General features: G+C 49.1%; 8 protein-coding genes. 4 read left to right on the forward strand and 4 right to left on the reverse strand.

What is annotated here, in order from left to right:
• Positions 1-183 precede the first annotated feature (183 nt).
• Positions 184-2,886, forward strand: coding sequence for a bifunctional acetaldehyde-CoA/alcohol dehydrogenase (gene adhE / locus VFA_RS01495; RefSeq protein WP_004724197.1), 2,703 nt, complete (start codon positions 184-186; stop codon positions 2,884-2,886).
• Positions 2,887-3,017: 131 nt separating this feature from the next.
• Here adhE and VFA_RS01500 read toward each other — a convergent pair whose 3' ends face one another.
• Both VFA_RS01500 and VFA_RS01505 read right to left on the reverse strand, forming a co-directional pair.
• Positions 3,018-3,893, reverse strand: coding sequence for a DMT family transporter (locus VFA_RS01500; protein ID WP_004724198.1), 876 nt, complete (start codon positions 3,891-3,893; stop codon positions 3,018-3,020).
• Positions 3,894-4,039: 146 nt separating this feature from the next.
• Entirely contained in the window at positions 4,040-5,599 is a 1,560-nt protein-coding gene (locus tag VFA_RS01505) for a SulP family inorganic anion transporter (protein ID WP_004724199.1), read from the reverse strand.
• A 341-nt stretch (positions 5,600-5,940) separates the two neighbouring features.
• Here VFA_RS01505 and VFA_RS01510 point away from each other — a divergent pair, with 341 nt between their 5' ends.
• Complete coding sequence (locus VFA_RS01510; protein WP_004724200.1) at positions 5,941-6,699, forward strand: DUF481 domain-containing protein; 759 nt, start codon at positions 5,941-5,943, stop codon at positions 6,697-6,699.
• A 57-nt stretch (positions 6,700-6,756) separates the two neighbouring features.
• Here VFA_RS01510 and rne read toward each other — a convergent pair whose 3' ends face one another.
• Positions 6,757-9,909, reverse strand: coding sequence for a ribonuclease E (gene rne / locus VFA_RS01515; protein WP_086027252.1), 3,153 nt, complete (start codon positions 9,907-9,909; stop codon positions 6,757-6,759).
• 617 nt (positions 9,910-10,526) lie between these two features.
• Here rne and rluC point away from each other — a divergent pair.
• Positions 10,527-11,477 (forward strand): 23S rRNA pseudouridine(955/2504/2580) synthase RluC, encoded by a 951-nt coding sequence (gene rluC / locus VFA_RS01520; RefSeq protein ID WP_004724202.1) that lies wholly within the window; start codon positions 10,527-10,529, stop codon positions 11,475-11,477.
• A 129-nt stretch (positions 11,478-11,606) separates the two neighbouring features.
• On the opposite strand, the gene VFA_RS01525 is transcribed toward rluC, so the two are convergent.
• Positions 11,607-12,188 carry a Maf family protein gene (locus tag VFA_RS01525; RefSeq protein WP_004724203.1) on the reverse strand — a complete coding sequence of 194 codons (582 nt, stop codon included), beginning with the start codon at positions 12,186-12,188 and terminating at the stop codon, positions 11,607-11,609.
• 147 nt (positions 12,189-12,335) lie between these two features.
• On the opposite strand from VFA_RS01525, the gene yceD reads away from it, so the two are divergent.
• Positions 12,336-12,860: a 23S rRNA accumulation protein YceD gene (gene yceD, locus VFA_RS01530; RefSeq protein ID WP_038150670.1), complete on the forward strand. Its 525-nt coding sequence runs from the start codon at positions 12,336-12,338 to the stop codon at positions 12,858-12,860.
• Positions 12,861-12,889: the final 29 nt, after the last annotated feature.

Raw genomic sequence — 12,889 nt, forward strand, 5'->3', positions numbered from 1 at the left:
GGGTAATTAATTTTTCATAACTGATCTGAGTCAATTTTTTTCACACAGTGAAATATTATACTCAGCCATGAAAGCAATTTACTAAGTCTGTCGATTAGATTAACCGTTGACCAAGTAAGAAAAACTCAGGGACGCATACTTAATAAAGAGTTTTTAACGTTTTTCTATTTTAGGAGATTCATTATGCCTGTAACTAACCTGGCTGAACTAGATGCTCTTGTTGCTCGCGTGAAAGCGGCACAAGCAGAATTTGCGACCTACTCTCAAGAGCAAGTCGACAAAATCTTCCGTGCAGCATCTTTGGCAGCTAACCAAGCTCGTATTCCTCTAGCGCAACAAGCGGTAGCAGAATCAGGCATGGGTATTGTTGAGGACAAAGTAATCAAAAACCACTTTGCATCTGAGTACATCTACAACAAGTACAAAGATGAAAAGACTTGCGGCGTTCTTGAAGAAGACGACAGCATGGGCACCATGACCATCGCTGAGCCTGTAGGTATCATCTGTGGTATTGTTCCAACCACCAACCCAACTTCAACTGCGATTTTCAAATCACTGATTTCTCTGAAAACTCGTAACGGTATTATCTTCTCGCCACACCCACGTGCTAAACACTCAACCAACGATGCCGCTAAACTGGTTCTAGACGCCGCTGTTGCAGCTGGCGCGCCAAAAGACATCATCGGCTGGATTGATGAGCCATCTGTGGAACTGTCTAACGCACTGATGAAACACGAAGGTATCGCTCTGATCCTTGCAACTGGTGGTCCAGGCATGGTGAAAGCGGCTTATTCTTCAGGTAAACCAGCAATCGGTGTAGGTGCAGGTAACGTTCCTGTTGTGATCGATGAAACGGCTGACATCAAACGTGCAGTTGCTTCAGTACTGATGTCTAAAACATTCGACAACGGCGTTGTGTGTGCTTCTGAGCAAGCTGTTATCGTGATGGACGAAGTGTACGACGAAGTGAAAGAGCGTTTCGCGACTCACAAAGCACACGTCCTGAGCAAAGCAGATGCAGACAAAGTACGTAAAGTGCTTCTGATTGATGGCGCTTTGAACGCGAAAATCGTAGGCCAACCAGCAACTAAGATTGCTGAAATGGCAGGCGTTAAAGTGCCAGCTGATACGAAGATCCTTGTTGGTGAAGGTATCGGTGAAGTGTCTTACGACGACGAATTCGCTCACGAAAAACTGTCTCCAACACTGGGTATGTTCCGCGCAACTTCTTTCGAAAACGCGGTTGACCAAGCAGTGAAAATGGTTGAAATCGGCGGTATCGGTCATACTTCAGGCCTATACACTGACCAAGACGTGAACGCAGACCGTATCCGTTACTTCGGTGACCGTCTGAAAACAGCTCGTATTCTGGTGAACATCCCGACAACTCACGGTGGTATCGGTGACCTGTACAACTTCAACGTTGCGCCATCTCTGACGCTAGGTTGTGGTTCTTGGGGTGGTAACTCTATCTCTGAGAACGTAGGTCCTAAACACCTTATCAACAAGAAAATTGTTGCGAAGCGAGCTGAAAACATGTTGTGGCACAAACTACCTAAATCAATCTACTTCCGTCGTGGTAGCCTTCCAGTCGCTCTGGGCGATCTAGAAGGTAAGAAACGCGCGTTCCTTGTTACTGACCGTTTCCTATTCAACAACGGTTACGCAGATGAAGTAGTGAGCCTGCTGAAAGCGCAAGGCATGGAAGTGACCACATTCTACGAAGTGGAAGCCGATCCAACGCTGACTATCGTGAAGAAAGGCGCAGAGCAAATGCGTAGCTTCCAACCAGACGTGATTCTCGCGCTAGGTGGTGGTTCACCAATGGATGCTGCGAAGATCATGTGGGTTATGTATGAGCACCCAGAAACTCACTTCGAAGAACTAGCAATGCGCTTTATGGACATCCGTAAACGTATCTACAAGTTCCCTAAAATGGGTCAAAAAGCTGAACTGGTTTGTATCACAACCACATCAGGTACAGGTTCTGAAGTGACGCCATTCGCTGTGGTAACTGACGATGAAACTGGTGCGAAATACCCACTGGCTGACTACGAACTGACACCAAACATGGCTATCGTTGATGCGAACCTTGTGATGAACATGCCTAAGTCTCTGACTGCCTTCGGTGGTTACGATGCAGTCGTTCACGCTCTGGAAGCATACGTGTCTGTTCTAGCGAACGAATACTCTGACGGTCAGGCTCTGCAAGCACTGAAACTGCTGAAAGAATACCTGCCATCAAGCTACGCAAACGGTGCGAAAGATCCAATCGCTCGTGAAAAAGTACACAACGCAGCGACTATCGCGGGTGTGGCCTTTGCGAACGCATTCTTGGGTGTATGTCACTCAATGGCGCACAAACTGGGTGCTGAGTTCCACCTGCCTCACGGCTTGGCAAACTCACTGCTGATGGCAAACGTGGTTCGTTACAACGCGAACGACAACCCAACTAAACAAACTGCGTTCTCTCAATACGACCGCCCACAAGCACGTCGTCGCTACGCTGAAGTTGCTGACCACTTGGGTCTGTCTAAACCAGGCGACCGCACTGCTCAGAAAATTGAGCGTCTGCTAGGTTGGTTGGAAGAGTTGAAACTGGCACTGGATATCCCAGCGTCAATTCAAGCAGCTGGCGTTAACGAAGCTGACTTCCTAGCGAAAGTTGATGAACTAGCGGTTGAAGCGTTCGATGACCAATGTACTGGTGCGAACCCACGTTACCCACTCATCAGCGAGCTGAAAGAAGTTCTGCTAGCGTCTTACTACGGTAAACCTTTCGTTGAAGGTGAAACTTTCGAAGGCACTACCGTTATCAAGAAACGTGCAGACCAAGAAGCAGCGAAAGCAGCGCCTAAAGCGAAGAAAGACAAAGCTGAAGCGTAATGAGATAAGTTTTCGCTAGCACGAAACTTATTATCGGGAAAATTCAAGCCCCACCGTTTGGTGGGGCTTTTTTATTGCTGTGCTAAAACCTGACGACGTGGAGTGCAAGGACGCGCAAATGGATGATGCGGTTAAGTCCACATCACCAATACCGCAGCCAGCGCAACCAAAATTAGCCCCAACCCATCTTTAATGCGGACGCGTTGCCTTAGCCAGAATATCGAAATCAACATGGTGAAAAAGATTTCAACCTGACCTAACGTTTTCACGTATGGTACAGCTTGCAGTGACATGGCACTGAACCATCCCATTGAACCGATGCAACTGCTAATGCTGGTTAGCAGAGTGAGTTTCGGCTTTGACCACAATGCTTTCAGTGTATTGATGTCACGTGCGAACAAATAGCCTACCAATAGCAGGGTTTGCAGCGAAATCACCAGCAGTAATACCCATGCCGCACTGTGCGGAAAGGGGAGACCCAGTGCTAAACTTGCTTCGCGCACCCACAGCGAGGTGAGCGCAAAAGCACTGCCACTGCCTAACCCGAGTAAAATCGTCGGCAGCGAGAGTTGGCGAAAGCCGCCTTGCGCGCTCAGCATAAAAACACCAATGCCGCCCAGTAACACGCCAATCCAACCCAGAACATTCAAATGTGTTCCAAAGAACAACATGCCGAGCACGGCGGCGACCAGCGCTTCGCTTTTGGCTAAGCCTGCCCCGACTGCGTAATTATTGAATTTGAACAGCTTCACCATCAATGCAGTGGCGAGAATTTGCATCACTGCTGCACCAACGATGAAGCCGATAAACGTGTGACTAAACGATGGCAATTCAACCGGTTCAATGTGATACAAGGTGATCAAGTAGATCGCAGCCAAAGGGCTTGCCCAGATAAATCGTGCCAGTGTGACACCGGCGGTCTTCACGTCACCAGCGAGGCGACTTTGAAAGGCGTTCCGCCAAGATTGCATGAAGGCGGCAAGAAAGGTGAAGAAAATCCATGTCATGATGATGTGTCCGAGGAGAGGGCGAGGGCACTATGCTATGAAAGCTATGCGGTATCAGCAAGTTAAATCATGACCAATAAAGCAGCAGCCATAAAAAAGCCTCTCGCATGAGAGGCTTTGGGGTTCAGGGGTGTGCTGAATGTGACTTAGCCGGCCAACACATCGGTGGCAACTTTGTAGCTAGGGTCTTCTTTGACGTTGATTTCTACTAAGCTTCCCGCTTTTTGTAGCAGAGCGCGGCAATCTTGGCTGAGGTGACGCAGATGCAGTGTTTTACCTAAGCTGGCATAACGTTCGGCAACTGTTTCAATTGCCTCAATTGCTGAATGATCGGCCACGCGTGAGTGGGCAAAATCAACAATCACGTCACTTGGATCGTTTTGGGCGTCAAACAGTTCGAGGAAGTTCGCGGCTGAGCCAAAGAAAATCGGGCCATGAACTTGGTATACCTTGGAGCCTTCCTCGTTGAGGTGGCTGCTGGCGTAAATGTGTTTTGCATGTTCCCAAGCAAACATCAGTGCCGAGGCAATCACACCCACCGCGACCGCAATCGCCAAATCGGTAAACACGGTGACAATGGTCACCAGCACGATCACAAAGAAATCCTGCTTTGGCACACGGCGCGCCAGTTTGAAAGTGGCCCACTCGAATGTGCCGATCACCACCATAAACATCACGCCAACCAGCGCCGCTAGTGGGATCATCTCAATCAAAGAAGATGCAAACAAGATGAAGACCAGCAGCATGACGGCGGCAACGATACCGGACAAGCGGCCACGTCCACCGGAATTGACGTTAATCATTGATTGACCGATCATCGCGCAGCCCCCCATAGCACCAAACATGGAACAGGTGATGTTCGCCAGACCTTGACCCATACATTCGCGGTTTGATTGGCCACGGGTATTGGTCATTTCGTCCAACACGGTCAGGGTCAGCAGGGATTCGATCAGGCCAATGGCCGCGAGAATAACGGCGTAAGGCAGAATAATTTGCAGCGTTTCCAATGTCATCGGCACACTTGGAATCGAGAAGCTTGGCAGATTACCTGCCAACGTGGCTGCCTCATTACCCGACATGGCGCGTAGGAAATCCACCACGGTGCGTGTTTCTAACCCGAGGCCTTGCACCAGCAGTGTAATGGTCACAATCGCCGCCAATGACGATGGGATTGCAGTGGTGATCTTGGGGAGGAAATAGATGATGGCCATGGTCAAAGCGACCAAGCCGAGCATCAGTAGCATTTGGTCTTGTGGCAACCACGTCAGCATGCCGTTGAGATCCGGCGCTTTAAATTGGCCTAACTGCGCAAGGAAAATCACAATCGCCAAGCCGTTCACAAAGCCGATCATCACGGGGTGAGGCACCATTCGAATGAATTTGCCCAATTTAAACAAGCCCGCGGCAATTTGTAGAATGCCGGCAAATAAAATGGCAGCAAACAGGTATTGAACGCCATGGGTTGCCACCAAGCTGACCATCACGACGGCCATGGCGCCGGTTGCACCGGAGATCATGCCTGGACGTCCGCCAAAAATTGAGGTGACCAGACCAACGATAAAGGCGGCATAGAGACCGACCATCGGATCCACACCCGCCACGAAGGCAAATGCAACGGCTTCGGGAACCAATGCCAATGCGACGGTTAAACCCGATAGCACGTCATTTTTGACCGAATGCTTAGAAAATTGTGGAAATTCAAACATGAGTATTCAGTTTTCGCTGTCGTTAAATGAATGGAGACACATGCTCTGTGCTGAATATTAGCCCCATGCAGGTGTGGTGAACGATCACCAGTGACAGGCCGAAATTGTGACAAAAAATGAGTCGCAGCAGATTGGTGTCGTGTTTTAAGTCGGCGAATGGTACTGAATAGTGTGATTAAGTTCAACAATTAACCGGATAAATATCCCGTATTCAGCCATAGCAAGGCTGGATGTTTGTGAGTTTTGTTAATGATTTAACTGAAAATTTTACGATCGGCTAACCGAATAGTGTGCTCTACGTCATATACTGGTCACTTTATTTTTTCAGTTGGAGATTTGTTATGCCGACGACCGGTAACGTGATCACTCTCACGGCACTGCTGAGTGTCTGTTCTTTTCATGCATTGGCTGCGGAGTCTGGATCTGATGTCGATAGCAATGCAGGTCAGTTCAGTGGTGATGCCAAATTGGGCTTTATTTATTCGAAAACCGACAGCACATCGATGTCGGTGAACTCCGGCGCCAGTTTGAAATACGAGCAAGAAAAACAAACCCAGCAATTGTCTTTGGCGACCTACTATTCTCATCAATCTGACGATGATGGCACCAATAAATACCGCATCATCTACGACATTAAACACACCGTATCGAATGACACCTTTTTGTTTAGCAACGCGAAGTACGAACACGATCAGTATGCCACGTACCGTCATCAGGCCTTGATCGTCGGTGGTATTGGTCAAACACTGATTGATGATGGCACCTCAAAACTGGAAATTGGTGCAGGTCCGGGTTTCCGTTATTCAAAACGCCAAGCGTTTGATAAAACAAAAGCGAACGAAAGTCAGGATGAAGTGATTGCGAACGCGTTTGCCAATGGCAACACGCAATTGTCTGATGCCATGAATGTCGGGGCGGGTGTGCGTGTCGACTACGGTGATTCCAACACCACGACCACGGCAAACGCCTTCTTAAAAAACAAGCTGGCTGAAAAATTGGCGTTGGTACTTGATACCGAATATATCTACAACTCGCAAGTGGCTGCGGGCAAGAGCCATGATGAAATCTACAGCACCATCAGTTTGAATTACGCGTTTTAAGCCCAAAAGAAAGCCCACCGAAAGGTGGGCTTTTTTGTATGACGGACGTCGCGTCGCTTAGAAAGACTGAGGTTTAGCCATCGCTGCACCGGCTTGATTGCGAGCAGCTTGGCTGCCTGCGCCGATTGGTTGGTAGCGCTCAGTGCGGAATGGCGCTGCCACGACCGCGATTTCTTTCAGCTCGTTGGAGCCAGGTGCTTTTGCCATTGGTGCAGAAGCATGGCCTGATGTCACGGTCGCTTTCACCGTTGGCTTCGCCACTGGTGCTGCTTTAGGGGCCGGTTGAGGTGCGGGCTCGATTGCCGCTTCTACAGCTGGTGCTGTTTCAACGGTTTCAACCACATCAACGGATTCAGCCACATTCACGGATTCAAGAAAAGGCGCTTGAACATTTGGCTCCTGTGCCGCTTTAGGTGCTGCGACGACTTCAGCATCAACGCTTTCAACCACGTCAGATGGCGTGACCACATCAGCGACTGCTACTGGCGCTTCGACGACAGGAGTGCTGACTGCTTCAACCGGTGCTTCAACAACAACTTCAGCTTCAACAACCGCTTGAGGCATTTCGCGACGAATGATCACTTTGCCCATGGCCATTTCTGGACAAGCAAAGCCACCGAGTGCGACGCTCGCTGCTGCTGCAGGTGCTTCGTCGACTTTCGCGGCTTTCTGAGCTGGTTTTGCCAGATCATAACGCGGCATCACTTTACCCATTGCCATTTCTGGTGACGCAACGCCACCTTTACGCAGACGGAATGGGTTTGGACGACGGTCGCGACCACGACGACGACGCTGACCACTTGCACGCAGGTGGCGAGGCGAGCGACGGTTACGACGCTGCTTCTGTTCATCTTTTTCGGTGTCTTGCGCTTCGTTTGCAGCCACATCAGTGTTGATGTCTTTCACCGACTCAACGGCTTTGTCAGCCACTGGCGCAGTGTCACTCTTCGCTTCCAGCTCAGCGGCTTGCTGATCTTTGACGCGAATTTGCTTGGTCAGTTTACGACGTTGACGACGTTCTTTCACCACCGCTGCTTTTTCTTCCTTCGCTTCGGCGCGAGGGGCATCGATTGGGTCTTGTTGCGCATCTGCCGCGAGCTGACGACCTTGTTCCATCAGCTTGGCTGATTTCGCATCGTCACGTTTGTTATTGCGACGAGGTTCGTTGCGATCACCGCGTTCGTTGCGATCACCGCGTTCGTTACGATCGCCGCGCTCATTACGCTCGTTACGTTCTGTACGCTCTTGCTTCGGCTTACGCTCTTGCTGCTTGCGAGAATTTGGCGCGTCTTTATCCGCGGCTTTGTTCTCGTTGGTTCTTTCTTTCGTGTCGTCGTTTGGCTTACGCTTGTTCTTGTCGCGAGAGTTACGACGACGATCATTGCGTTCACGACGAGGCTGAGACGACTTATTACGGTCATCGTTGCCTTTCGCTTTCGGCTGATCTTGCTCTTCTTTCTTCGGTGCTTCTGCAGGTGCTGCGAACAGTCCTGACAGGGCTTTCAAGAAGCGGCCAAACAGACCTGGTTTTTCTTCCTTCACTTCCTGAGGTTGTTCAACCTGAGGTTTTGGTGTTGGCGCAGGCGCTGGAGCCGTTTGAGCTGGCGCAGCAAAACCTTTCAGTACAGGTTCTTCAATACGCTTCGGTTTGACTTCCGTTTCAGTTGGCTCTTTCCCTTCGGCTTCTTTCATTGCTTCCAGTTTGCGAGGGATCAGGTAAGACAGAATGTTCTGCTCTTCGCCATCACGTACACGGACCACTTCAAAATGAGGCGTTTCCATGTCGGAGTTTGGCACAACCGTGATTTTCACATCCTGAGTGCGTTCAATGTGGTTCACCGAACGACGTTTTTCGTTCAACAGGTAAGATGCAATAGAGACAGGCACAACCGCCAAAACTTGCGAGGTGTTGTCTTTCAGAGCTTCTTCTTCGATCAAGCGCAGCACAGACAGAGCCAGAGATTCGTTATCACGAATTACACCCGTACCAGTACAACGAGGACAGATGTGATGGCTGGCTTCAGCCAGTGATGGGCTGAGACGCTGACGCGACATTTCCAACAGACCAAAGCGGGAAATACGGCCGATTTGCACGCGAGCACGGTCAACACGTACAGCTTCACGCAGACGGTTTTCCACTTCACGTTGGTGGCGAACTGGAGTCATATCGATAAAGTCGATAACGACGAGGCCACCGAGGTCACGCAGGCGTAGTTGGCGAGCAATTTCGTCTGCAGCTTCTAAGTTTGTGTTCAGTGCGGTTTCTTCGATATCACCACCTTTGGTTGCGCGGGCAGAGTTGATATCGATAGAGGTCAGGGCTTCGGTTGGGTCGATGACAATCGAACCACCGGAAGGCAGGCGAACTTCGCGTTGGAACGCGGATTCAATCTGGCTTTCGATTTGGAAGTGGCTGAACAGTGGCACTTCGCCGTCGTATTTTTTAACACGGTTAACGAAGTCAGGACGGACGAGGCGGATGTGCTCAAGTGCGCGTTCGTAGATGGTGTTGCTGTCGATCAGGATTTCACCGATATCACGGCGCAAGTAGTCACGAATCGCACGAACGATGACGTTACTTTCTTGGTGGATCAAAAATGGCGCAGGGTTTGAATCCGACGCTTGTTTGATCGCACTCCAGTGGTTCAACAAAACATTCAAGTCCCACTCAAGCTCTTCGCCGCTTTTACCCACACCAGCGGTACGCACAATTAGGCCCATGCCTTGCGGCAGTTCCAGTGTGCTTAACGCCGATTTAAGTTCTGTACGCTCATCCCCTTCGATACGGCGTGAAATACCACCGGCGCGAGGGTTGTTTGGCATCAGGACCAGGTAGCTGCCAGCAAGAGAGATAAAAGTGGTGAGGGCTGCACCTTTGCTACCGCGTTCCTCTTTTTCAACTTGCACGATCACTTCTTGGCCTTCGTTCAGCACTTCTTTAATGCTTGGACGGCCTTGGTAGCTATAACCTTCAGGGAAGTATTCGCGGGCAATTTCTTTGAGGGGGAGGAAACCGTGTCGTTCAGCGCCGTAATCGACGAATGCTGCTTCCAGACTTGGTTCAATGCGGGTGATGCGTCCTTTGTAGATATTCGCTTTTTTGGATTCATGTCCTGGACTTTCGATATCCAAATCGAAAAGTCGCTGGCCATCTACCAACGCGACACGCAACTCTTCTTTTTGAGTTGCGTTAATTAACATTCTTTTCATTTAAAAATCTCGTTTTCTTTCTTTCATTTTGATTATTGTTCTTGCTGCCTTTGCTTCGTTTTCACGGTGCCTGATCCCATGGCTTATTCAATACAGCCTCCCGGCTGGAGGGGATGCTCTGGGGCACGTCAGTCATCACAAGCGTGAAACACGCCTGTGATCCGCATAGAGGCGGAGGGTACTCAACATGAAATGACGATGAGTAGAGCAACAAGAAGCCTTCACCAATGGTGTCTTACGCCACGTGCTGCACATTGGTGTTTAGCTGACTACTCATTAAAACTGCATTAAAAGAACGGTCAAATTAATTTATCACCTGTTCGATTATTGCAGCTGTGAACTATAGCAGTGACTGGTAAACTCAGCAATCGGCTTTATAAGAAAGCGCTTAAAATTTTAAGACTCTGTACAAAAAATGTCAGTGAACGCTGAATATTCTCAGAGAAAATTGCTGACAAATTTTGAATTTTATCAATAAAACAACGCCGATTTTCCAACGCAAGGGGTTAACTTGATGTGAATTTCGGCGATTTAGAGCAAATTTTAAGCTGAAAAGCTGGTTTTCCTGTTACGAAGAAAAATGTGATTTTCATCCTATTACGGTTAGAATAGCCGCCATGAGCGAAATGAGAACCCAAGTCCAGTTCATCGATATCGATGAAGACATGGCTGGTCAGCGCATTGATAACTTTTTGCGCAACCAATTAAAAAGTATCCCGAAAAGCGTGGTTTATCGAATTCTACGCAAAGGGGAAGTGCGCGTGAACAAAAAACGCGTCAAAGCAGAATACAAGCTAGAAGCGGGTGACATTGTCCGCGTTCCTCCGGTGACAATAGACGTCAAAGAGGACGAGGTGGCAGCACCGAGCACCAAGCTGAACAAAGTGGCGGAGCTGGAGCACTGCATTCTGTATGAAGACGACCACATGCTGGTACTCAATAAACCGTCCGGCACGGCGGTGCATGGAGGCAGTGGGCTGAAGTTTGGTGCCATCGAAGCGCTGCGTGCGCTGCGTCCGCAAGCACGTTTTCTGGAACTGGTGCACCGTATCGACCGCGATACCTCAGGGATTTTGTTGATCGCCAAAAAGCGTTCGGCACTGCGTCAACTGCAAAGTCAGTTCCGTGAGAAAACCGTGCAGAAGTATTACTTTGCGCTGGTGATGGGGGAGTGGAAGAGTCAGTGTAAAGTGGTCAATGCACCGCTGCTCAAAAATGAAGTCAACAGCATTGTGCGCGTGAACCCGAATGGGAAGCCGTCCGAAACGCGCTTTAAAATTCTAGAGAAGTTTGCCGATGCAACGCTGGTGCAGGCGAGTCCAATCACTGGGCGTACTCACCAGATTCGTGTGCATACGCAATATGTGGGCCACCCGATTGCGTGGGATGATCGCTATGGCGATCGCCGTTTTGATGCTTACACGGCGCAGTTTGGCATTGATCGCTTGTTCCTGCATGCGGCTAACATTCAGTTCGCGCATCCAGCCAGCGGTGAAAAGATGGAAATCAATGCCCCGCTCGATGCGAAGCTGGAAAAAGCGTTGGCGAAGATGCGCCAATCGGCATAAACCTTCAAAGGCTTGTTGTAAAACAAGCCTTTTTCTTTTTAGCGCAGTTGCTTTTCAAGCGAATGCTGCTGTTCAACTGAATGTTGCTTTCACAGCAGAATCAGAGTGTTCAAGCGGGGTGGTTTACGCTTACAGGACTCGAACTTGTTCGTTTTCCAGTAATTTCACCAATCGAATCAATGGCAAACCAACCAAAGCGTTCGGGTCATCGCCTTCTAGTCGTTCAAACAGCGCAATGCCTAACCCTTCACTTTTAAAGCTGCCAGCACAGTTGAGTGGTTGTTCCTGATCCACATAGTGGGTCACCATCGCTCGACTTAAATGGCGGAAATGAACGGTAAAAGTCTCCAGCACCACTTGCGCTTGGTTCGTTTCACTGTTGTAGAGCGCGAGGCCTGTATAAAACGTGATCGCTTGGCCGCTCTGACTCAACAATTGTTCGATCGCTTTGTCACGGGTGTGTGGTTTACCGACGATCTGGCCGTTGATCACACACACTTGGTCGGAACCGATCACCAAACTCGGCGTCGAAACATTGCAAGAGCGCGCTTTTCCTTCGGCCAATCGCATCACCAATTGCTGCGGTGTTTCGCCATCCAGTGGCGTTTCATCGCGATTGGGCGTGGCGGTGGTAAAGGGCAGATGCAGCTTGCTCAGCAACTGCTGACGAAATGGTGAGGTTGAGGCTAAAACTAGTTGGTAATTTTGCATTTTAATTTACAATTATCGCGAGTTTGGCAGCAGCATATCTCAAGTAAACTGGCTGTTCATAATGCTCTCAGCGGAAAGGGAAAAAAAACTAACTTTTTTGCCTTTTTCTTTGACTAAACCTATTTTGGAAGATAATATTCGCGCCCTATGCAAAAGGTAAAAATACCGCGATCAGTTGATCCGGCGAAAGCAGCTTCAAAACGACTTGACTACGATGGCATCATCCAAATGAGTCTTTTCAAGCGCTTAGAGGAATCAACTGCAGGCGTTAAACGCGACGCACAAGTTTCATTGTCATTTGGGCTTGATGAACAGCGACTCGTTGTTATCTCTGGTAAAGCTAACATCGAAGTTGATTTAGAGTGTCAACGCTGTAATGAGGTTTTCGCACACGAGTGTGAAGTTGAATTCACTTACACCCCGTACTTCGGGCCAAAAAGTGAAGAAGACGCACCGGACGAGTATGATTTGGTAGATCTGGACGGGCCCGCCGGCGAGCTCGGGATATCACTGGTCATAATCAAGTTCATCATTAATTTGCCTCAAGTAGCGATGCATGACGAAGCGGATTGTAGCGTTAATTCAGACAATATGGTGTTTGGTGAACTTCCAGACGAAGTGTTGGAAGACAAGCCGAATCCATTCGATGTTCTAAAAAGTTTAAAGAAGTAAATCTTTAAGCAATAACAACATAGGAGTAG

It is taken from the genome of Vibrio furnissii CIP 102972 (assembly GCF_000176175.1).
In the GTDB taxonomy this organism is placed as follows: Bacteria; Pseudomonadota; Gammaproteobacteria; order Enterobacterales; family Vibrionaceae; genus Vibrio; species Vibrio furnissii.

Coding starts and splice junctions, on each gene's coding strand:
- adhE (WP_004724197.1), top strand. CDS start 184: ATGCCTGTAACTAACCTGGCTGAACTAGATGCTCTTGTTGCTCGCGTG.
- VFA_RS01500 (WP_004724198.1), bottom strand. CDS start 3,893: ATGACATGGATTTTCTTCACCTTTCTTGCCGCCTTCATGCAATCTTGG.
- VFA_RS01505 (WP_004724199.1), bottom strand. CDS start 5,599: ATGTTTGAATTTCCACAATTTTCTAAGCATTCGGTCAAAAATGACGTG.
- VFA_RS01510 (WP_004724200.1), top strand. CDS start 5,941: ATGCCGACGACCGGTAACGTGATCACTCTCACGGCACTGCTGAGTGTC.
- rne (WP_086027252.1), bottom strand. CDS start 9,909: ATGAAAAGAATGTTAATTAACGCAACTCAAAAAGAAGAGTTGCGTGTC.
- rluC (WP_004724202.1), top strand. CDS start 10,527: ATGAGCGAAATGAGAACCCAAGTCCAGTTCATCGATATCGATGAAGAC.
- VFA_RS01525 (WP_004724203.1), bottom strand. CDS start 12,188: ATGCAAAATTACCAACTAGTTTTAGCCTCAACCTCACCATTTCGTCAG.
- yceD (WP_038150670.1), top strand. CDS start 12,336: ATGCAAAAGGTAAAAATACCGCGATCAGTTGATCCGGCGAAAGCAGCT.